Genomic DNA, 19,906 nt, shown 5'->3' on the forward strand with positions numbered 1-19,906 from the left:
ATGCCGCGCCTGCGCCGCAGTAACTGTGAACACCCCGGGTACACCCGCCTGAAGTGGGGCAAGGGGTTCAGCTACCGCGGGCTCAAGGGAGAGGTGCTGCGGGACCCGGCCGAACTGCGGCGGATCCGTTCCCTCGCCATCCCGCCGGCCTGGCAGGACGTCTGGATCAGTCCGTACGCCAACGGCCACATCCAGGCCACCGGGCAGGATGACGCCGGGCGGCGGCAGTACATCTATCACCCGCACTGGCGTGAAATGAAGGACCGGGAGAAGTTCGACCGCGCCCTCGAATTTGCCCAGGCGCTCCCCTCGGCACGCCGGATCATCACCAAGCATCTGCGCGCTGACGGCCACGGGCCGGAGCGGGCCCTGGCCGCGGCACTGCGGATTGTCGACTCCGGCGCGCTGCGGGTGGGCGGCTCCCGGTACGCCGAGATGAACGGTTCCTACGGCACCACCACCCTCAGGGTGGAGCACGTTCGGGTGCAGGACACCCGGCTGCTGCTCGATTTCCCGGGCAAGAGCGGCCAGGAATGGCACGTGGAGCTCGACGATGAAGACCTGGTGGCAGCCCTGGCCCCCATGCTGGAGCGGCCGGAGCCGGATACCGCCCTGGCGTACATCGGCGTCGACGGCCAGTGGCACAGCATTGACGCCACCCAGCTGAACGGTTTCCTGCGCGAGGTGACGGCCGGTGATTTCACCGCCAAGGACTTCCGGACCTGGCAGGCCACCGTCTCGGCGGCAATGGGGTTTGCCCGGGCAGCGCGGACCGCGTCCACGAAGCGGGCCCAGCAGCAGGCGGTGACCCAGACCATCCGGGAAGTGGCTGAACGGCTGGGCAATACGCCGGCGGTGGCACGGAAGTCCTACGTTGATCCGCGGGTGGTCGACCGTTTCCTGAATGGGGAAGTCATTCCGGTCGCCGGTTACTCCGCCTCCGAGACAGCTGTGCGCGAACTGCTAAGCGACTAACCCGCGAAAAACCTGCCCCATTCATGATAAGTATGCTTATAGACCGCCGGCCATGTGCCGGCGGGTGAAGCCATCAACGTGAAAGGCGGACCATGAGCGAGTACCCGAACGAAGACGAGCAGCTCACCAACCCGAAGCCGAGCGGCCAGGCCAGCGGTGACGACAACTACCGCGGCGACATTGGCGACCAGGGCAACGACCTCCGCTTCGCCGAAGAGCAGGAACTTATCCGGGAGCAGGCGTCGCCGGCATCCGTGAAGCATGACGAGGGCGAGTACACCGACGCCGACGGACGCAAGCAGCCGCCGTCGTCCTCACACTCCGCTGCGGAAACCGAAGGCAGCTACACCGATTCGGAAGGCACGCAGGACTAGGTCAACCGAGAAGCCGGAACGCGCCGGTTCTGCTGCCGGCGGCGGCGGAACCGGTTCCGGCGTCGGGGGCGCGGACCACCAGCGAACGCGGATCCACGCTGACGCTTACCCGCGTTGCGGCACCGGTCAGGTCGCCGTCGAGCTGCGTGATGATCGGCTCTTCCGTGCTGACCGTCACCTTTCGCGCCCTGGTGTACTCGATCAGGGACAGTTCCCTCCGGTTGCGGGTGACCACCTTGCCCGCGACCGCCATCCAGCCCAGAACCGTCCGCGGGGTCAGCACCACGATGTCCAGCATCCCGTCATCGACGGCGGCGGAGGGAATGAAGTCGATGCCCGCCGGAAGCTTGCCGGTATTGGCGAAAAGCACGCTGCGGACCTTGCGCACCTGGGAGGGGCCGTCGTCCAGCTGGATCCGCATCCGCCGCCGCGGTCCCGGCAGCAGCCGGATCCCGGCTTCGCTGTAGGCCAGCCAGCCCACCCGGCGCTTGAGGTCGTCACGGGTGGCGGCAATGACCTCCGCATCCAGGCCGATTCCGCCCATGACCAGGAAGTTGCTGGCCGTGCGGGCGCCCGTGCGGGAATTCTCGAGTTCCAGGCGGCCCATGTCGATCCGGCGCTCCGTGCCGTGGAGTGCGGCCTGGATGCTGCCCGGCAGGTCATTGACCGCCACGCCAAGGTTCCGGGCCAGGAGGTTGCCGGTTCCCAGCGGCAGCAGCCCCATTGAGGCCCGCTGGTGGGCCATGGCCCGGGCCACCTCACGGACGGTGCCGTCCCCGCCGGCAGCCAGTACGACGTCGGCACCTGCGGCCAGCGCATCCTGCGCCTGCCGGAAGCCGGGAGAGTCCACTGTCGTTTCGAGGACCAGCGGCGGTTCCCAGCCCGCCATCTCGCACGCAGCGGCCAGGGCGGCTTTCGCTTCGTCGGCCTGCGCCTTAATCGGGTTGATCACCATGGCCACCCGCTGGCTCGCTGACGCAACAGGGCGGGTAATCCGGCCTGCGGCCACCTGCCGGCGGTGCCGCCTGGACGTCACCTGCCAGGTGGCGATGGATGCGATGACGGCAGTGGCCACGAGCAGCAGGATTACGGCGATTTCGGCGGGCATGGTGGTTTCAGGATAGCCGCCGCCCCGCGTGCGGGCCGGACAGGGTGTTTTCGGTACTCTTGAGACGTGATCGATGTAAATGAGCTGCGAGAAAATCCTGAGAAGTTCCGAGCATCCCAGCGCGCCCGGCTGGCCGAGCCGGAGCTGGTGGACGCGATCATTTCCGCGGATGCCCGCCGCCGGGAAGCGCGGACCCGCTATGAGACCCTGCGCGCCGAGCAGAATGCCTTCGGCAAGCGCGTCGCCCAGGCCAAGGGCGAAGAGAAGCAGGCGCTGCTGGCAGAGGTGAAGGAACTGGCTGCCGCGGTCAAGGCCGCCGGAAGCGAAGCCGACGCCGTGCAGGCCGAGCAGGAGGCCCTGGTCCGCCGGGTTGCCAACGTCGTTGAAGACGGGGTTCCCGCGGGCGGCGAGGACGACTTCACGGTCCTGAAGACTGTTGGCACGCCGCGCGACTTCGAGGCTGAAGGCTTCACGCCGCGCGACCACCTGGAACTGGGCGAACTGCTGGGCGCCATTGACATGGAACGCGGCGCCAAGGTTTCCGGATCCCGGTTCTACTTCCTGCGCGGCGTCGGAGCACGCCTGGAGCTTGGCCTGCTGCAGATGGCCATGGACCAGGCCGTGAAGGCCGGCTTTGTTCCGATGATCACCCCCACGCTGGTCCGTCCCGAGACCATGCAGGGAACCGGCTTCGACGTCGCTCACGACGCCGAGATCTACCGCCTGGCCGAAGACGACCTGTACCTGGTGGGCACCTCCGAAGTTCCCCTTGCCGGCTACCACGCCGACGAGATCATGGACCTCAGCAGCGGTCCGGTCCGCTACGCCGGCTGGTCTTCCTGCTACCGCCGGGAAGCCGGATCGCACGGCAAGGACACCCGCGGCATCATCCGCGTGCACCAGTTCAACAAAGTTGAAATGTTCACGTACACCTCCGTCGAGGAAGCCGCCGCAGAACACCAGCGGCTGCTGGCCTGGGAAGAGGAAATGCTCGCCAAGGTTGAGCTGCCCTACCGCGTCATCGAAACGGCTGCCGGAGACCTGGGCATGTCCGCGGCCCGCAAGTACGACTGCGAAGCCTGGGTTCCCACCCAGGGCGCGTACCGCGAGCTCACCTCCACCTCGAACTGCACCACGTTCCAGGCCCGCCGCCTGAATATCCGCGAACGCCAGGACGGCAAGACCCGTGCCGTGGCCACGCTGAACGGCACCCTGGCTACCACCCGGTGGATCGTCGCCATCCTGGAGCACCACCAGAACCCGGACGGCTCGGTCAACGTACCCAAGGCGCTGCAGCCGTACATGGGTGGCCTGGAAGTGCTTCCCGTCCAGTAGCCGGCACCACGCTGCCCCCGCCTAAACAAGCGGGGGCAGCGGCGCGCCGCCAAGAGTTCACCGGTTGTTTGCGCCGAGTGTGAACCGCGTCCTACCGGTATTTACGGGCTTCTGTTTATATGAGTCGATGACAACTCTCACTTCAGCCGGCACCGAAGACCGGTTCAACACAGACACCAAGCACCTCATCGCCCTGGACGTCGACGGAACCCTGGTGGACCACGACGGGCACATGTCCCCCAACGTCCGGTCCGCGGCCAGGGACGCGATCGACGCCGGACACCACCTGGTGATTTCAACCGGCCGTTCCTTCGGCGCCGCCCTGCCGGTGCTTGAAAACATCGGCCTCACCGACGGATTCACCGTCTGCTCCAACGGCGGCGTTACCCTGCAGGTGGACACCTCCCTGCCGGACGGCTACGAAATCGTGGACCGTGTGGTTTTTGACCCCCGCCCCGCCCTGGACGCGCTGCGCGTGGAACTGCCCACAGCGAAGTTTGCGCTGGAAGACCATGAGGGCCGGTTCCTTTCCACCGAACGGTTCCAGGACGCCAGCTTCGGCGCGGAAGCCCAGGCCGTGGACTTCGAATACCTGCGCGACTGCAAGGCAGTGCGCGTGGTGGTCTTCAGCACTGACAGCACCGCCGAGGAATTCGGCCAGGCCGTGGAAGCCATCGGCCTGCACGGAGTGACCTACTCGGTGGGCTGGACCGCCTGGCTGGACATCGCCGCCGCGGGCGTGACCAAGGCTTCCGCCCTGGAGCAGGTCCGCCGCCGCCTCGACGTCGACCCGCTGCACACGGTTGCCGTGGGCGACGGCCGCAACGACATTGAAATGCTCTCCTGGGCAGCCCGCGGGGTAGCCATGGGCCAGTCCCCGGGCGAAGTGCTTTCCGCAGCCTCCGAAGTGACCGGCTCGGTCTATGAGGACGGCGCAGCAAAGGTCCTGCGCAGCCTCCTGGCTCCCCGCTAGGCCCTAGCGCGCCGCATACGGCAGGGGAGCGGGCGGCAGGGAAACCGGCCCGGACACCAGATCCAGCAGGCGTGCGGCAGCCGGCCGCGTGGCCCACTCCTCTACCCAGTGGGAGCGCACCACAGCCTTGCTGACGGCCTGCGCCGTAATCCCCAGCTCCTCGGCCACGTACTTCTGCTGCCCCCTGGCGCCGGGGGTCATCAGGTCCAGGACCTTCCATTCCGCAGCCGTCCGGCTGGCAACGATCTGTCCCAGCAGACGCAGCACCGCCTCTGCCTCGGACGCTACCTCGGCGTCGGGTCCCTCGACGGCCAGCGGAATCCTGTCACCGGAACGCTGCGCGCGCTCCACCGCCCGGCGGGCATAAACCAGGCCAAAGCCTTCCGCCTCCAGTACCGCGGCGGGCAGTGGGCGGCGGAGTTCGCCGACGCCGATTCCCACGTTCCAGCGGCGGGCCCGGATGGCCACCAGGGCAGCGTCCACCGCAGCCGAAGGATGCGAGAGGACACCCTGCGCCTCATCGCCCACCGATCGCTGGAAGTCCACCGCAGCAGGGATGTGCCGCAGTGAGCGCACCAGGTCCGGAACCTGGTCTCCCGCCTCGCGGGAGTCCCTCTGGTTGATGGTCAGCACAAAATGCATGGCATCAGCATGGCAGAGCAACACGCCCGGACAACCGATATCGGTTGAGCGGCGTGCCGCCCAGCCCCTGAAATGACAGAAACTGCACGTACCAGCGCTGGTACGTGCAGTTTCTGTTATCCCGCCGGGCCGAGGCTGCGGCGGAGAATCCGCCTAGTTGTTTTCGGGGCTGGCGTCGACGTCGCGGCCCTGGGGCTCGTCCTCTTCGCTCTTCTCGCCCTGTGCCTGGAAGCGTGCCAGGGAGGCTTCAACCTCGGCTTCGGCGGCTTCGCGGCCTTCCCAGTCAGCGGCCTCTACCCACTTGCCCGGCTCCAGGTCCTTGTACTTGGTGAAGAAGTGCTTGATTTCGTCCAGCAGGAAATCCGAAACGTCGGAGATGTCCTTGATGTGGTCGAAGCGTGCGTCAGCGGGAACGCAGAGCACCTTGGCGTCTCCGCCGCCGTCGTCAACCATGTTGAAGACGCCGATCGGGCGGGATTCAACCAGAACGCCGGGGATCAGGTCGAAGTCCTGCAGCATGACCATGGCGTCCAGCGGATCACCGTCTTCGCCGAGGGTGTTTTCGAAGTAGCCGTAGTGCGTCGGGTACTGCATGGAGGTGAACAGCACGCGGTCCAGCCGCAGGCGGTGCGTCTCGTGGTCGATTTCGTACTTGACGCGGGATCCCTTGGGGATCTCGATCGTTACGTCGAGTTTCATAACGGCTCCTAGGGGTGCGGCCCACGTGAAAGGGCCAGTCAAACGGACAGACTGAACATGCATGTCACATGCACTTTGCGAGAATGGGCGCAGCCGGAATCCCCCGTCCATTTGGGAATGTCCGTTTGGTTCACTGCGCCGGTCTAGTGTTAAAGATATATGTCCTGAGGCAGTGGCGGGTTTCCCGGCGTTTTCAGCTGCCCCGGCATCCGCCGCAGCGGGCGGAACCTGGGCGGCCAGGCACGGTAACAAAAAAGGAAATGGTGGGGCTTTGGCGAGGATGTTCTCCGGCATTGCCCTGCTGCTTGCCTTCGCCCTGCTGCTGGTTCCGGTTGCCGTCTACGCCGGTCCGCCGGTAGTCAAGGCGCTTTCCGGAACTGCTCCGGAGCGCCAAAGCGCGGTGCCGTCCTACCAGCGGCCGCCTGCGGAGCTGTCCGTGAACCCGTTCATCAAGCCGCTGGACCCCGCGGCGCCCGTGCCTGATGCCGCGGTGCTCGGGCCGCTGCTCGACGCCGAACTGGGCTTCGCCGGCAGCGGCACGGTTTCCGCCGTGGTCTCTGATGCGCTCACCGGAACCGTGCTCTATGAACGTGGCCCGGATTCTTCCGGGATGCCGGCGTCCACGCTGAAAATCCTGACCGCCGCCGCCGTGGTCCGGACACTGGACCCGGAGTCCCGCTTCGAAACCACTGTGCACGCGGCGAAAGCGGACGGAGAAACGGTCCTCACGCTGCGCGGCGGCGGCGACGTGCTGCTGGGCAGCGGACCCTCCATGGAGGACGACGTCGTTGGCCGTGCCGGCCTGGCCACCCTGGCTGCCGAGGCGCTGCAGGACCTGGACGCCGCCGGCGGAACCGTGCGCGTGCAGGTCGACGACACCCTGTTCAGCGGTCCCGCGCTGTCCCCGGCGTGGAATGAGGCCGACGTCGCCGCCGGCGAAATAGCTCCGGTGTACCCGCTGGCAATGAACTCGGCATGGCTCGACGAGTCCCGGCAGGGCGGGGCGCGTGCCGGCGACGCCGCACTCGCTGCCGGCACGGCCTTCCGCGACTCGCTTGCCGCTTCAGCGGAGGCAAAGGGAATCACGGTTGCGGAAGACGTGGGGCGCGGCACCGCTCCGGCCGGCTCCCGGGAAGTGGCGGCTGTCGAGTCCGCCACCGTGGCCGAACAGGTGGAGCAGATGCTGCTGGTCTCGGACAACTACCTGGCGGAGGCCCTGGCCCGGTCTGCGGCCAAAGCTGCCGGCCGGGAGGCGAGCTTCGAAGGGGCAACCGCCACGGTGGCGGCGGAAATCTCCGGCCTGGGCGTGGACACCGCAGGTATGTCGCTTGCGGATGTGTCCGGCCTGGCCGCGGAGAATTCAGTCACCGCCCGGCAGCTGGAGCACACTGTCCGTACCGTCCTGACGACCGGCGACGACGGACTGCGTGCCGTTGCCCGGGGCCTGCCCGTTGCCGGGCTCAGCGGCACACTGCAGGGCCGGTACGGGGATGAAGCCGCTGCCGGACTGGTCCGGGCCAAGACCGGAACCCTGCTGGCTGTGACAGCGCTGAGCGGTTATGTCACGGACGCCGACGGGCGGCTGCTGTCCTTCGCCCTCGTGGCCCGGGGACTTGACGGCAATACCGCAGAAGCGCGCGCCGCCGTCGACGATGCCGCTGCCGTGCTGGCAGGGTGCGGCTGCCGCTGAGCGCTGCCGCCCCGGGATAGCTCCTCCGGGAGCACATTGCAGCGCGCCTGTGATCGAATGGACCAATGGAGAGCAACCAGCAGCATCTGAGCACCTCAACCGCCGCGCAACTGGTGAACTGGGACTTCGCCGCTGCGACGGCTGCCACCCTCGTGCCGCCTGGACCCAAGATGAGCCGCCGCGAAATCCAGGCCGCCGTGGCGGACCTGCGCCGGCTGGCGGACGAGTCCGTTTCCCACGTCCACCGCATCACCGGGCTGGACGCCGCAGAGAACCTGCGTGACTCCCAGGTCCTGATCGTTGACCGGGCCTCCTGGGCAAAAGCCAACTCGCAGAGCTTCGCTGCACTGATGAACCCGATGCTGCAGCACCTCGCAGAAACCCGGCCCGACGCCGTCAAAGCCACCAACACCGCAGTTGCCGGGACCGTCACGGGCGCCGAGCTGGGAGCGGTCCTGGCGTTCCTGGCCAGCAAGGTCCTGGGTCAGTACGACCCCTTCGCGGCGCTGGCTGCCGGCAGGACCGGCGGCCGCCTGCTGCTCGTCGCCCCGAACATCATCAGCACCGAGCAGGAGCTGAACGTGGAGCCGGCCGACTTCCGGCTGTGGGTGTGCCTGCACGAACAGACCCACCGCGTGCAGTTCGCCGCCGCGCCCTGGCTGCGGGACCACCTGCTGGACCAGATCCGGCTGCTGAGCACCGGCCTGATGGACAAGGCGCAGAGCCTCCCGGAGCGGATCAGTTCCATGGCCAAACAGCTCTCCGCCGCGGCCGGCGGCCGCGAAGAGAGCACCGGCAACGGGGTTCCGGACCGCCAGCTGGACGTCCTGACCCTGCTCCAGGACCCCGCCGACAAGGCACGCCTGTCCCACATCACCGCCGTCATGAGCCTGCTGGAAGGCCACGCCAACGTGGTCATGGACACCGTGGACGCCAGCATCATCCCCAGCGTCAAGACAATCCGCCGCCGCTTCAACGACCGCGGCGTCAACCGCGGCTGGCTGGACAAGTTCTTCCGCCGGGTCATGGGCCTCGATGCCAAGATGCGGCAGTACGCAGACGGGTCGAAGTTCGTCCGCGGCGTGGTGGACAAGGTGGGAATGGCCGGATTCAACCGGGTCTGGGAACAGGCCGAGAACCTGCCCACCGAACCGGAGATCCACAACCCGGACCTCTGGATCAAGCGGATGGGACTCTAAGCACCACGTGAACGATTCCCCAATGCACCCCCTTGTGCCCGCTGCGCGTGCCCGCCGCCGGCTGAACCCGACCCTCGGCAAGGCACGCGCCATGCTCAGGGACTTCCTGCGTGAGGAAGGCCTGCCCCCCAACCCGGCCAAGCCTCCCGTGCTCCTGGTGGCCTGCAGCGGCGGCCCGGATTCGCTGGCACTGGCGGAGACGGCGTCGTTCTTCAACCGCCGCGGGGACTACGCGGTGGGCGCCGCCGTCGTGGACCACGGGCTCCAGCCCGGCTCGGCGGAAACCGCCGAAACCGCCGCAGCCAAGCTGCGCGCCATGGGGCTGGCTCCCGTCACTGTCCACCGCGTGCACGTTCCGGAATCCGGCATGGGCCCGGAAGCTGCCGCCCGCACGGTGCGCTATGAAGCGCTCGACGCCGCCGCTGCCGCTGCAGGAGCGGACGCGGTGCTGCTCGGACACACCCTCGACGACCAGGCCGAGCAGGTGCTGCTGGGCCTCGCCCGCGGATCCGGCACCCGGTCCCTCGCCGGCATGCCGGCCCGCCGCGGACTCTACCTGCGCCCCTTCCTGGGCCTCCGCCGGGAGGAAATCGAAGAGATCTGCGACGCACAGGACCTGGAGCCCTGGCACGATCCCACCAATGCCGACCCGTCCTTCGCACGTTCCCGGGTACGGACCTCGGTCCTGCCGTTCCTTGAAAACGAACTGGGCCCCGGCATCGCAGAAGCGCTCTTCCGCAGTTCCCGGATCCTCGCCCAGGACGCCGACTACCTCGATGCCCAGGCCGCCGAAACCTATGCGCGGCTGCGTACGGACGCCGGAAACGCCCCCGCCGGCGGCAGCACGGAAGAGATCCTGCTCTCAGAACAGGAACTCCGGGACCTGCCTCCCGCGCTGCGGCAGCGGGTCCTGGCGCTTGCCGCAGCGGAGCTTGGAGCCGCCCGTCCCAGCTGGGAAAGGGTGCGTGCCGTGGAGGCACTGCTGCGGCGGGAGGGCTCGGCCGGGCCGGTGCAGCTGGCCGGGAAGGTCTCCGCCTACCGGCAGGTACGGGCAAAGCCGGTTCCCCAAGGCAGCCCAAGCTATGGCAATCTTGTTTTTAGGAAAAAGAGCAGCGCCTAAGTCCAGCTGCAACATCTCGTACCCGGGAGCCATTCGTGGATTCACACGACGTCCAGTCAGACCTCAAACACGTTCTCTACACCAGGGAACAGATTGCCGAGCGGATCAAGGAACTGGCGGCGGAGATTGACCGCGACTACGCCGGACGCGACATCCTGCTTGTCGGCGTGCTCAAGGGCGCCGTGATGGTCATGGCCGACCTGTCCCGTGCCCTGCACAGCCACGTCTCCATGGACTGGATGGCAGTGTCCTCCTACGGCTCCGGAACCCAGTCCTCCGGCGTCGTCCGGATCCTGAAGGACCTGGAAACCGACCTGCTGGGCAAGCACGTGCTGATCGTCGAAGACATCATCGACTCCGGCCTGACCCTGTCCTGGCTGCGCACCAACCTGCAGTCCCGCGGCCCGGCAAGCGTCGAGATCTGCACCCTGCTGCGCAAGCCCGACGCCGCCAAGGTCGAAATCGACGTGAAGTACGTCGGTTACGAGATCCCCAACGAATTCGTTGTGGGCTACGGCCTGGACTTCGCCGAGAAGTACCGCAACCTGGACTTCATCGGCACCCTGGCACCGCACGTCTACGAATAAGCCTGCCGGCAGCCACCTGCCTGCTGAACCCGCTGGCCCAAACCGGCTCCGGCACAGTCCGGGGCGCGGCGCGGACCAGCGGGTTTTTCGTACCCGGCCCCGCATGAGGGGAATCACGGAGCAGAGCTACGCCCTGAGGGAACTAAAGCGGCCTTTGGACCGTGTGTTTCTTGGAGACGGTGTATAGCTAGACATTGCTAACCAGCGAATTTCGCGCAGTATCAGCGTTGTTGATCAGGAGGGACGGGGCATCTGCCCTGACGACGAATGAAATCCAAGAACTTCTTCAAGGGACCGATCATTTGGATCGTGCTGGCTCTTGCCGCACTGCTGATCATCCTTCCCAACCTTGCCCCCTCCGGCGCTTCCCAGGTTGACACCAACGTTGGCCTGAAGCTGCTGGCTGACAACAAGGTGGAACAGGCGAAGATCTACGACGGCGAGCAGCGGGTGGACCTCACCCTGCGGGAACCGTACGAAGACAAGGGTGAGAACATCCAGTTCTTCTTCGGCTCCGCGCGCGGCGAGGACATTGTCGAGGCCGTGAACAACTCCGACGTCGACGGCTTCACCGACCAGCCTGTCCAGACGAACTGGTTCACCAGCTTCCTGGGCCTGTTCCTGCCCATCATCATCCTGGGCGTGATCTTCTGGTTCCTGCTCACCCGCATGCAGGGCGGCGGCTCCAAGGTCATGCAGTTCGGCAAGTCCAAGGCGAAGCTGACCAACAAGGACATGCCCCAGGTGACCTTCGCGGATGTCGCCGGCGCTGACGAAGCGGTGGAAGAACTCCACGAAATCAAGGAATTCCTGAAGGAGCCTGCCAAGTTCCAGGCCGTGGGCGCCAAGATCCCCAAGGGCGTGCTGCTCTACGGCCCGCCCGGCACCGGCAAGACCCTGCTGGCCCGGGCCGTGGCCGGCGAGGCAGGCGTGCCGTTCTACTCGATCTCCGGTTCGGACTTCGTTGAGATGTTCGTCGGCGTGGGCGCCTCCCGTGTCCGTGACCTCTTCGAGCAGGCCAAGAACAACGCCCCGGCAATCATCTTCGTTGACGAGATCGACGCCGTCGGCCGCCACCGCGGTGCCGGTGTCGGCGGCGGAAACGACGAACGCGAGCAGACGCTGAACCAGCTGCTGGTGGAAATGGACGGCTTTGACGGCAACACCAACGTCATCCTGATTGCCGCCACCAACCGTCCCGACGTGCTGGACCCCGCGCTGCTGCGTCCCGGCCGCTTCGACCGCCAGATCGGCGTGGAGGCCCCGGACATGCAGGGCCGCCTGCACATCCTGCAGGTCCACGCCAAGGGCAAGCCGATGGCTCCGGGCATCGACCTGGAGACCGTCGCCCGGAAGACCCCCGGTTTCACCGGTGCGGACCTGGCCAACGTGCTCAACGAAGCTGCCCTGCTCACCGCCCGCTCCAACGCGCAGCTGATTGACGACCGCGCGCTGGATGAGGCCATTGACCGCGTGATCGCCGGCCCGCAGAAGCGCAGCCGCGTGATGAAGGAACTCGAGCGCAAGATCACCGCGTACCACGAAGGCGGCCACGCCCTGGTTGCCGCGGCCCTGCGCAACACGGACCCGGTGACCAAGGTGACCATCCTGCCCCGCGGCCGTGCCCTGGGCTACACCATGGTCCTGCCGCAGGACGACAAGTACTCCGTCACCCGCAACGAACTGCTGGACCAGCTGGCCTACGCCATGGGCGGCCGGGTCGCGGAGGAAATCGTGTTCCACGATCCCTCCACCGGCGCCTCGAACGACATTGAGAAGGCCACCGCCACGGCCCGCAAGATGGTCACGCAGTACGGCATGAGCGAGCGGATCGGCTCCGTGAAGCTCGGCTCCGGCGGCGGGGAACCGTTCCTGGGCCGGGACATGGGCCAGGAGCGGAACTACTCCGACCAGGTGGCGTACGTGGTGGATGAGGAAGTCCGGCGCCTGCTGGACAACGCCCACGACGAGGCGTACCAGATCCTCACCGAGAACCGTGACGTGCTGGACCGCCTGGCACTGGAACTGCTTGAGCGCGAGACCCTGAACCAGGCCGAAATCGCCGACGTGTTCCGGGATGTGCGCAAGCGCGATGTCCGTGAAGTCTGGCTCTCCAAGCCCACCCGTCCGGTGCATGACATTCCTCCGGTGGTCTCCCCGCGGGAACGCGAAGAGGCCGCAGCCGCAGGTGAACCGAACCCGGACACCGTGGCCCCGCAGGACCAGATTGCCGACGCCGACATCCCGCAGGACTTCGACGTCTCCGCCAACGGGCTCCCGGAGCCTGAGAACAGCGGCCGGGGCAGCCACACCGGCTCCTCGAACCACGAATAACCGCAGGCCGGACGGCCGGAGCAGCACGCTCCGGCCGTCCGACCCGCTTCAGCGTCCACGGTAGGATCGTGCAGTGACGGATTTCGACGACGAACTGAGCCTGGCCGAGCTGACTGAGACGGCCTCTGAAGTGGACCAGCCCCGCATCGCGCGGGCGGTGCGCGAAATCCTCCTTGCGATCGGGGAGGATCCGAACCGTGACGGACTCAGGGAAACCCCCTCCCGGGTAGCCAAGTCCTACGCGGAGATCTTCGCCGGACTGCACCAGAGCCCGTCGGACCTGCTGGCCACCACCTTCGACCTGGACCATGAGGAAATGGTGCTGGTCAAGGACATTCCCTTCTACTCCACCTGTGAGCACCACCTGGTTCCGTTCCATGGTTCGGCGCACATCGGGTACATCCCCTCCCACGACGGCAAGGTCACCGGGCTGAGCAAGCTTGCCCGCCTGGTTGACGTCTACGCCCGCCGGCCGCAGGTCCAGGAGCGCCTCACCACGCAGATCGTGGACGCCCTGATGGACAACCTGCAGCCCGTCGGCGCGATCGTCGTCATTGAATGTGAACACCTCTGCATGTCGATGCGCGGCGTACGCAAGCCCGGCGCCAAGACTGTCACCTCCGCGGTGCGCGGCCAGCTGCGTGAGACCGCCACGCGTGCAGAAGCAATGAGCCTGATACTCGGACGATAGGACGACTCGATGGATTCGCTAGCTGCCACACCCGGAACCGGGCCCGCCACCAACCCGCTGCCGGTGATCCGCCCCGGAGCCAAAAAGCGGCGCTTCGAGGACCTGCCCGAAGGGCGCACCCTGGTGATGGGAATCCTGAACGTCACCCCGGATTCCTTCAGCGACGGCGGCGAGCATGACACCACCGACGCCGCCATCCGCGCGGGACTGAAGATGCACTACGACGGCGCGGACATCATCGACGTCGGCGGGGAATCCACCCGTCCGGACGCCGAACGCATCAGTGCCGAAGAGGAACAGCGCCGTATCCTGCCGGTGGTCGAAGCCCTGGTGAAGGCCGGTGCCCTGGTCAGCGTGGACACCATGAACGCCTCCACCGCCGAAAAGGCGATCGGAGCCGGAGCCGGCCTGATCAACGACGTCTCCGGGCTCGAACTGGATCCCGCGATGCCGGAACTGATCGCCCGCACCAAGGTGCCCTACGTGCTGATGCACAGCCGCGGCAGTGTCCGCAGCCAGGACCCCAAGGCCAGCTATGACGACGTCGTCGAAGACGTGATTGCCGAACTCACTGCCCTGCGGGACCGCTTCTACGAAGCCGGCGTTGCCCCGGAGCAGATCATCCTCGATCCCGGACTGGGGTTTGCCAAGAACGCCGAGCACGACTGGGCACTGCTGCGCAACGTGGACCGCCTGACCGTCCTGGGGCACAAGGTGCTGATCGGCGCGTCCCGCAAGCGTTTCCTGGGCTCGCTGCTCACCACCGCAGGCAAGGCCGCACCGCCCGCGGAGCGCGACAACGCCACCCTGGCCACCACCGCGCTGGCGGCCAGCCAGGGAGTGTGGGCGGTCCGCGTGCACGACGCCGCTGCCAACGCCGACGCGGTCAAGGTCGCGGCTGCCTGGCAGGGCTAGCATGTCTTCGCCCGCACACGCTGCGCCCCTCCGCGACCGGATCAGGCTCTCCGGCCTGAAGGCCACCGGCTACCACGGGGTCTTTGACCATGAACGGCGCGACGGCCAGGAATTCACCGTTGACCTTGTCCTCTACACGGACCTGCGCCCGGCGGCTGCCGCTGACGACCTGACCCTCACCGCGCACTACGGTGAGCTGGCTGAGCAGGTCTGCGCCATCATTGCCGGGGAACCGGTCAACCTGATCGAAACCCTCGCCGAACGGATCGCAGCCCACGTCCTGGCCGGTTTCGGCGTGGTGGAAGCCGTGGACGTCACCGTCCACAAGCCGCACGCGCCCATCACCGTGCCTTTCGGCGACGTCGAAATCCAGATCCACCGGGAACGCGCATGAGTCCGGTCCGCGCCGTCCTGGCCCTGGGCAGCAACCTCGGGGAATCCCGCAGCACACTGGCCGACGCCGTTGCCGCCCTGGCGGACCATCCCGGCATGAAGCTGGTTGGAGTCTCGCCGGTGGCACGCACGCGTCCCGTCGGCGGACCGGAGAACCAGCCCGACTACCTGAACCTGGTTGCCGAGTTTGAAACCAGCCTGGACCCCCACGCGCTGCTGGATCACTGCCACGACATTGAAAACCGGCACCACCGCACCCGCGAGGTGCGCTGGGGGCCGCGGACGCTCGACGTGGACATCATCACTTACGGCACCGTGCACATCGATGACGAGGACCTGACCGTCCCGCATCCGCGCGCTGCAGGGCGTGCCTTTGTGCTCCAGCCCTGGGCCTGGATGGATCCGGACGCCATGCTGGACGGAGTCCCGGTGGCAGAACTCGCCGCCAGGGCTCCCGACCTGTCCGGCGTCGAACTCTTCGAGGGGGAGTGAGCGCAGCGTGAGGAGCATCCGGTACCGCTGGCTTGCCGTCACCGCAGTGGTGTTCGGCCTTGCCGGCTGGCAGGTGAACGCCTGGGCCACCCGCAGCGGCTTCCCGGCACCGGTCCTGAACTTCACGGCGCTGCTCACCCTTGCCTTTATTGTCGGCTTTACCCTGTTCCTGGGCCTGCGCGTGCGGCGCTGGCGCAACGGCGAGAGGGAAAAGCCGCTGGACCCCATCGCCGCAGCCCGCACGCTGGTCCTGGCGCAGGCAACGGCCTATGCCGGGGCGCTGCTGCTGGGCTGGCACGGCGGAATCTTCCTGGACCAGCTGGGTCTGTGGGAAATGCGGCCAAACCATGCACCGACCTGGGCTTCACTTGCCATGTCCGTCGGCGGGATGATCATGATAGCCACCGGACTGGTGGTGGAGCGGTTCTGCAGGCTTCCGCCGGAGGACAAAGACGGCGGCGAAGAAGACAACAGCGGGGGAGAGTATGCGTAACCAGGCCATAGATCCGGAGGGCCTGAACTGGCAGCGGGTCTCTGCGCGCTACCTGACGCTCCGGCTGCTGTCCCTGGCAGTGGAAGCAGTCATCACCCTGGCCCTGGCCGCTGTTCCGCTGGTACTTCGTTCGCTGGGCATCTGGGGCGGGTTCCCCGCCTGGATCGCCTGGGGCCTGCCTGCTGTGTTCCTGGCAGGTTTCCTGTGGCGGGCAGTGCTGCTGCCCCGGCAGGTCCGGGCCATCGGCTACGCCGAACGCAACGAGGACCTGCTGCTGCGCTCAGGCATCTTCTTCCAGCGGACCCTGGTGGTTCCCTACGGCCGCATGCAGTACGTCGACGTCGCCGTCGGCCCCTTCGAGCGGCTCTTCGGCCTCTGCACGCTCAAGCTGCACACGGCATCCCAAACTACCAACGCCACCATTCCCGGGCTGCCCACTGCCGAGGGCGCCCGGCTGCGCGAACACCTCTCTGCGCGCGGCGAGGCGCAGCTGGCGGGGCTGTGAGCAAGGACCCCCAGGACCCAGCCGGCACCGGAGACTCCGGCTGGCAGCGGGTCCACCCGGTTTCCCCGCTGGTCCGGGGCTGGATCGCCCTGGCTGCCATCGCCTATTTCCTCGGCCGGGATTCCGCCGAGGCCTTCTTCCTGCGTGAACGGCCCGGCGGACCCCTGCCGGACGGTACGCCGCTGATCTGGGCCGTGGCCGGCCTTGTGGTCCTGGTGCTCGGAATCGCCGTGGTCTTCTTCCTCTCCTGGTGGTTCACCCGCTACCAGGTGAGTGCGGACCATGTACGGGTGCGCTCCGGCGTGCTGTTCCGCCAGCACCGGCAGGCACGGCTGGACCGGGTGCAGGCGATCGACATCAACCAGCCGCTGCTCGCCCGGCTCTTTGGCCTGGGCGAGCTGCGCTTCGAGGTGGCCGACGCCGGCGAATCGGCCGTCCGCCTGGCCTACCTGCGCCTGGACGACGCCCGCGCCCTGCGCGCCACGATCCTGGACCGGGCCTCCGGTGCGCAGGCAGCCACCGATCCGTCTGCGGAGGGCGAAGGCGCGCCGGCCGGCCCGGCGGCACCTTCCCGGCGGGCTGCCGAAGCCCCGGAGTACCCCATCCTTGCCCTGCGGCCCGGCCGCGTCATCGGGGCGACGGTACTGTCCGGAAACACCGTGGTCCTGCTGCTTGGCACCATCGCCGTCGTGACCCTGACGCTGGTGACCGGCGAGGGGGTCTCCCTGGCTGTGTTCATCCCGGTGGGGCTGGCGGTTGCCAGCGGCTACTGGTCAATGCTCAGTACCGCCTGGAACTTCCGGGCAGCCGCCTCCCGGGACGGGGTCCGCATCCGCTACGGGCTGCTGGATACGCGCACGCAGACTGTGCCTCCGGGGCGGATCCAGGCCGTGTCCATCACGCAGCCGCTGCTCTGGCGGCCGGCCGGCTGGTACCGGATCTCCGTCAACGTGGCCGGCTACGGTGTATCCCCCGGCGCCGACTCGGCACGCACCAGGCTCCTGCCCGCCGGCACCATGGAAGAAACCCTGCAGATCCTTGCGCTGGTCCTGCCCAATCCGGGCACGGATGATCCGGTGGGACTGTTCCGCGCAGGCCTGGCCGGCAGCGGGCCGGAGCACGGCTTCACTACCTCGCCGCGCAGGGCGCGCTGGGTCGCCCCCCTGCAGTGGCGCCGCAGCGGCTTCGCCCTGACCGGGACTGCCCTGCTGAGCCGGACCGGCCGGCTGTGGCGCAGCCTCACCGTGGTTCCGCACGAACGGATCCAGTCCATGGCACTGGAACAGGGCCCCCTGGCGCGCAGGCTGCGCATCGCGGATCTGCGGCTGCATTCCACGCCCGGACCTGTCTCGCCGCGAATCCGGCAGCTTGACCAGGCCGTGCTGCTGGAACTCTTCAACGAACAATCGGTGCGCGCCGCGGATGCCCGCCGCCGGGACCGCACCGAACGCTGGCTGCACCGCGAAACCGCCACCGGACCGGCCGTGCCCGATGCGGCGCCGGCCGCCGTGCCCGGCCCGCCGGCAGCCGCACCGGAACAGCAGGCCCCCGGGCCCCGGATGGAGGAAAACTGGAATGAACACCGCTGATCAGCGCAGGCGCGGCCGGCTGGGAATCGGAGTTATCGGAGCCGGCAAGGTGGGCGCCGTCCTCGGTGCGGCCCTGCGCGCGGCCGAACACGCCGTCGTCGGCGTCTCAGCTGTTTCCGAAGCGAGCCGCGAGCGTGCGGAGAACCTGCTTCCCGGCGTCCCGGTGCTTGAAATCCCGGACATCATCGAGCGTTCCGAACTGGTGCTGCTGGCAGTGCCCGACGACGCCCTGCCGCCCCTGGTTTCCGGCCTGGCCGCGACCGGTGCCTGGCAGGCCGGGCAGCTGGTTGCCCACACCTCCGGCCGGTTCGGCACCGCCGTGCTGGAACCGGCCCGGCAGGCCGGCGCCATCCCGCTTGCCCTGCATCCGGCCATGACGTTCACCGGGCTCAGCCTGGACCTCACCCGCCTGGCCGACTCATCCTTCGGCGTCACCGCACCCACCGCCGTGCTGCCGATCGCACAGGCACTGGTGGTGGAAATGGGTGCTGAACCGGTGGTTATCGACGAAGCGGACCGTGAGCTTTACCACGCGGCACTTGCCCACGCCTCCAATCATCTGGTGACGATCGCGGCCCAGTCCTCCGAACTGCTGCAGGGCCTTGGTGTGGAACAGCCCGGCCGGCTGCTGGGCCCGCTGATGCGCGCCTCCCTCGAAAACGCGCTGGCTTCAGGGGAGCACGCGCTGACCGGGCCCGTTGCCCGCGGGGACACAGGCACCATCGCAGCCCACACGCGCGCCCTGGGCCGGGACGCAGCCCCCGATCTGGCCCAGGCCTACCAGGCGCTTTCCGCGGCCACGGCCCGCCGGGCCGTCGAACGCGGTCTGCTGACACCGGCCCAGGGAGAGAGAATTATCGAAGTACTTAATTCCGAACCCGAAGGACCCCGGTGAACCACCCCCGGTTGGCAACAACCCCCGCAGAACTCAGCAAGGCCGTAACCGAACTCCTCGAAGCCACCGGCAAGGACCGTCCGGCCCTGGGCCTCGTTCCCACCATGGGCGCCCTCCACTCCGGCCACGCCGCCCTGGCACAGGCTGCCCGCGCCGACAACGACGTTGTGGTTGCCAGCATCTTCGTAAACCCGCTGCAGTTCGACGATCCCGCCGACCTGGCCCGGTATCCGCGCACCCTCGACGCGGACCTGGACCTGCTGGGCGAAGCAGGCGTGGACCTGGTCTTCGCCCCGAGCGAGGAAACCATGTACCCCGGAGGACTGCCGCTGGTCCGGGTCAGTTCCGGAAGCCTGGGCACCCGCTTCGAAGGTGCCTCCCGGCCGGGGCACTTCGACGGCGTGCTCACCGTGGTGGCGAAGCTGTTCCACTGCGTCCAGCCCGCTGTGCCCGCCGAATTCCGCGCCTACTTCGGCCAGAAGGACGCCCAGCAGGTGGCGCTGATCCGCCGCATGGCAGCGGACCTTAACTTCCCGGTCCAGATCTACCCGGTGCCCATCGTGCGGGCCGCTGACGGGCTGGCCGAGTCCAGCCGCAATGTTTTCCTCAGCGAAGAAGAACGCCGCAGCGCCCTGGTGCTCTCCCGGGCCCTCGCCGGCCTGCAGGAACGTGCCGCCGGCCGAAGGCCCCTGGATCTTCCGGCTGCCGCGGACCTTGTGTCGGAAGCGCCCGGCGTGGAACTGGACTACTTCGAGGTGGTCGATCCGCTGACGCTCGAACCGGTTCCGTCCGGCACCGGAGACGTCCTCACGGGCCCGGCGCTGGCGCTGGTTGCCGCCCGGGTGGGCGGAATCCGCCTGATCGACAACGCCGAACTGCATGGATAAGGCCGCTCCC

General features: G+C 67.7%; 21 protein-coding genes. 18 read left to right on the top strand and 3 right to left on the bottom strand.

The annotated features are described in order from the left end of the window. The gene (locus NGB94_RS01280; RefSeq protein WP_325788498.1) at nucleotides 1–975 is read left to right on the top strand and encodes a DNA topoisomerase IB; all 975 of its coding nucleotides are present in this window, start codon (nucleotides 1–3) and stop codon (nucleotides 973–975) included. Nucleotides 976–1,067: 92 nt separating this feature from the next. Then, the gene (locus NGB94_RS01285) at nucleotides 1,068–1,349 is read left to right on the top strand and encodes a hypothetical protein (protein ID WP_325788499.1); all 282 of its coding nucleotides are present in this window, start codon (nucleotides 1,068–1,070) and stop codon (nucleotides 1,347–1,349) included. Between the two features lies 1 nt (nucleotide 1,350). Here the strand turns inward: NGB94_RS01285 and NGB94_RS01290 are convergent, their stop codons facing one another. Beyond that, nucleotides 1,351–2,457 (bottom strand): diacylglycerol/lipid kinase family protein, encoded by a 1,107-nt coding sequence (locus NGB94_RS01290; protein ID WP_325788500.1) that lies wholly within the window; start codon nucleotides 2,455–2,457, stop codon nucleotides 1,351–1,353. 66 nt (nucleotides 2,458–2,523) lie between these two features. On the opposite strand from NGB94_RS01290, the gene serS reads away from it, so the two are divergent. Further along, nucleotides 2,524–3,792, top strand: coding sequence for a serine--tRNA ligase (serS, locus tag NGB94_RS01295; protein ID WP_325788501.1), 1,269 nt, complete (start codon nucleotides 2,524–2,526; stop codon nucleotides 3,790–3,792). 127 nt (nucleotides 3,793–3,919) lie between these two features. Next, nucleotides 3,920–4,765 (top strand): HAD family hydrolase, encoded by an 846-nt coding sequence (locus tag NGB94_RS01300; protein ID WP_325788502.1) that lies wholly within the window; start codon nucleotides 3,920–3,922, stop codon nucleotides 4,763–4,765. A 3-nt stretch (nucleotides 4,766–4,768) separates the two neighbouring features. Here the strand turns inward: NGB94_RS01300 and NGB94_RS01305 are convergent, their stop codons facing one another. After that, entirely contained in the window at nucleotides 4,769–5,407 is a 639-nt protein-coding gene (locus NGB94_RS01305; protein ID WP_325788503.1) for a hypothetical protein, read from the bottom strand. A 153-nt stretch (nucleotides 5,408–5,560) separates the two neighbouring features. Continuing rightward, nucleotides 5,561–6,106 carry an inorganic diphosphatase gene (locus tag NGB94_RS01310; RefSeq protein ID WP_325788504.1) on the bottom strand — a complete coding sequence of 182 codons (546 nt, stop codon included), beginning with the start codon at nucleotides 6,104–6,106 and terminating at the stop codon, nucleotides 5,561–5,563. Nucleotides 6,107–6,386: 280 nt separating this feature from the next. Between NGB94_RS01310 and dacB the strand changes: the two genes are divergently transcribed. The 14 genes from dacB to panC all read left to right on the top strand — a co-directional run bounded on the left by dacB (nucleotide 6,387) and on the right by panC (nucleotide 19,896). After that, complete coding sequence (gene dacB / locus NGB94_RS01315) at nucleotides 6,387–7,796, top strand: D-alanyl-D-alanine carboxypeptidase/D-alanyl-D-alanine-endopeptidase (RefSeq protein WP_325788672.1); 1,410 nt, start codon at nucleotides 6,387–6,389, stop codon at nucleotides 7,794–7,796. 65 nt (nucleotides 7,797–7,861) lie between these two features. Further along, on the top strand, nucleotides 7,862–8,995 hold the full coding sequence (locus NGB94_RS01320) for a zinc-dependent metalloprotease (protein WP_325788506.1): 1,134 nt from the start codon (nucleotides 7,862–7,864) through the stop codon (nucleotides 8,993–8,995). A 22-nt stretch (nucleotides 8,996–9,017) separates the two neighbouring features. After that, the gene (gene tilS / locus NGB94_RS01325; RefSeq protein ID WP_325788508.1) at nucleotides 9,018–10,115 is read left to right on the top strand and encodes a tRNA lysidine(34) synthetase TilS; all 1,098 of its coding nucleotides are present in this window, start codon (nucleotides 9,018–9,020) and stop codon (nucleotides 10,113–10,115) included. Between the two features lie 35 nt (nucleotides 10,116–10,150). Further along, nucleotides 10,151–10,702: a hypoxanthine phosphoribosyltransferase gene (gene hpt / locus NGB94_RS01330; protein WP_152224999.1), complete on the top strand. Its 552-nt coding sequence runs from the start codon at nucleotides 10,151–10,153 to the stop codon at nucleotides 10,700–10,702. Between the two features lie 267 nt (nucleotides 10,703–10,969). Further along, entirely contained in the window at nucleotides 10,970–13,036 is a 2,067-nt protein-coding gene (ftsH, locus tag NGB94_RS01335; RefSeq protein ID WP_325788512.1) for an ATP-dependent zinc metalloprotease FtsH, read from the top strand. Nucleotides 13,037–13,109: 73 nt separating this feature from the next. After that, nucleotides 13,110–13,727 carry a GTP cyclohydrolase I FolE gene (gene folE, locus NGB94_RS01340; RefSeq protein WP_325788514.1) on the top strand — a complete coding sequence of 206 codons (618 nt, stop codon included), beginning with the start codon at nucleotides 13,110–13,112 and terminating at the stop codon, nucleotides 13,725–13,727. A 9-nt stretch (nucleotides 13,728–13,736) separates the two neighbouring features. Continuing rightward, nucleotides 13,737–14,642 carry a dihydropteroate synthase gene (gene folP, locus NGB94_RS01345; RefSeq protein WP_325788515.1) on the top strand — a complete coding sequence of 302 codons (906 nt, stop codon included), beginning with the start codon at nucleotides 13,737–13,739 and terminating at the stop codon, nucleotides 14,640–14,642. 1 nt (nucleotide 14,643) lies between these two features. Further along, complete coding sequence (gene folB / locus NGB94_RS01350; protein ID WP_325788516.1) at nucleotides 14,644–15,036, top strand: dihydroneopterin aldolase; 393 nt, start codon at nucleotides 14,644–14,646, stop codon at nucleotides 15,034–15,036. Continuing rightward, nucleotides 15,033–15,527: a 2-amino-4-hydroxy-6-hydroxymethyldihydropteridine diphosphokinase gene (folK, locus tag NGB94_RS01355; RefSeq protein ID WP_325788517.1), complete on the top strand. Its 495-nt coding sequence runs from the start codon at nucleotides 15,033–15,035 to the stop codon at nucleotides 15,525–15,527. The genes folB and folK overlap by 4 nt, the downstream gene beginning before the upstream one ends. A gap of 7 nt (nucleotides 15,528–15,534) precedes the next feature. After that, entirely contained in the window at nucleotides 15,535–16,020 is a 486-nt protein-coding gene (locus NGB94_RS01360) for a DUF3180 domain-containing protein (RefSeq protein WP_325788518.1), read from the top strand. Next, nucleotides 16,013–16,525: a PH domain-containing protein gene (locus NGB94_RS01365; RefSeq protein WP_325788519.1), complete on the top strand. Its 513-nt coding sequence runs from the start codon at nucleotides 16,013–16,015 to the stop codon at nucleotides 16,523–16,525. The genes NGB94_RS01360 and NGB94_RS01365 overlap by 8 nt, the downstream gene beginning before the upstream one ends. Continuing rightward, the gene (locus tag NGB94_RS01370; protein WP_325788521.1) at nucleotides 16,522–18,114 is read left to right on the top strand and encodes a PH domain-containing protein; all 1,593 of its coding nucleotides are present in this window, start codon (nucleotides 16,522–16,524) and stop codon (nucleotides 18,112–18,114) included. Before NGB94_RS01365 ends, NGB94_RS01370 begins: the two co-directional genes overlap by 4 nt. Then, on the top strand, nucleotides 18,101–19,009 hold the full coding sequence (locus NGB94_RS01375; protein WP_325788523.1) for a Rossmann-like and DUF2520 domain-containing protein: 909 nt from the start codon (nucleotides 18,101–18,103) through the stop codon (nucleotides 19,007–19,009). Before NGB94_RS01370 ends, NGB94_RS01375 begins: the two co-directional genes overlap by 14 nt. 11 nt (nucleotides 19,010–19,020) lie before the next feature. Then, the gene (gene panC / locus NGB94_RS01380) at nucleotides 19,021–19,896 is read left to right on the top strand and encodes a pantoate--beta-alanine ligase (RefSeq protein ID WP_325788525.1); all 876 of its coding nucleotides are present in this window, start codon (nucleotides 19,021–19,023) and stop codon (nucleotides 19,894–19,896) included. The last annotated feature ends 10 nt before the right edge of the window (nucleotides 19,897–19,906 follow it).

Source organism: Arthrobacter koreensis (assembly GCF_035792275.1).
In the GTDB taxonomy this organism is placed as follows: domain Bacteria; phylum Actinomycetota; class Actinomycetes; order Actinomycetales; family Micrococcaceae; genus Arthrobacter_B; species Arthrobacter_B koreensis_A.

Bases quoted from the DNA above. Each gene is read 5' to 3' on its own strand.
- folB (WP_325788516.1), top strand. From the start codon at position 14,644: ATGTCTTCGCCCGCACACGCTGCGCCCCTCCGCGACCGGATCAGGCTC.
- NGB94_RS01290 (WP_325788500.1), bottom strand. From the start codon at position 2,457: ATGCCCGCCGAAATCGCCGTAATCCTGCTGCTCGTGGCCACTGCCGTC.
- tilS (WP_325788508.1), top strand. From the start codon at position 9,018: ATGCACCCCCTTGTGCCCGCTGCGCGTGCCCGCCGCCGGCTGAACCCG.
- dacB (WP_325788672.1), top strand. From the start codon at position 6,387: ATGTTCTCCGGCATTGCCCTGCTGCTTGCCTTCGCCCTGCTGCTGGTT.
- NGB94_RS01320 (WP_325788506.1), top strand. From the start codon at position 7,862: ATGGAGAGCAACCAGCAGCATCTGAGCACCTCAACCGCCGCGCAACTG.
- NGB94_RS01280 (WP_325788498.1), top strand. From the start codon at position 1: ATGCCGCGCCTGCGCCGCAGTAACTGTGAACACCCCGGGTACACCCGC.
- NGB94_RS01365 (WP_325788519.1), top strand. From the start codon at position 16,013: ATGCGTAACCAGGCCATAGATCCGGAGGGCCTGAACTGGCAGCGGGTC.
- ftsH (WP_325788512.1), top strand. From the start codon at position 10,970: ATGAAATCCAAGAACTTCTTCAAGGGACCGATCATTTGGATCGTGCTG.
- NGB94_RS01300 (WP_325788502.1), top strand. From the start codon at position 3,920: ATGACAACTCTCACTTCAGCCGGCACCGAAGACCGGTTCAACACAGAC.
- NGB94_RS01375 (WP_325788523.1), top strand. From the start codon at position 18,101: ATGAACACCGCTGATCAGCGCAGGCGCGGCCGGCTGGGAATCGGAGTT.
- NGB94_RS01310 (WP_325788504.1), bottom strand. From the start codon at position 6,106: ATGAAACTCGACGTAACGATCGAGATCCCCAAGGGATCCCGCGTCAAG.
- folK (WP_325788517.1), top strand. From the start codon at position 15,033: ATGAGTCCGGTCCGCGCCGTCCTGGCCCTGGGCAGCAACCTCGGGGAA.
- folP (WP_325788515.1), top strand. From the start codon at position 13,737: ATGGATTCGCTAGCTGCCACACCCGGAACCGGGCCCGCCACCAACCCG.
- NGB94_RS01305 (WP_325788503.1), bottom strand. From the start codon at position 5,407: ATGCATTTTGTGCTGACCATCAACCAGAGGGACTCCCGCGAGGCGGGA.
- NGB94_RS01285 (WP_325788499.1), top strand. From the start codon at position 1,068: ATGAGCGAGTACCCGAACGAAGACGAGCAGCTCACCAACCCGAAGCCG.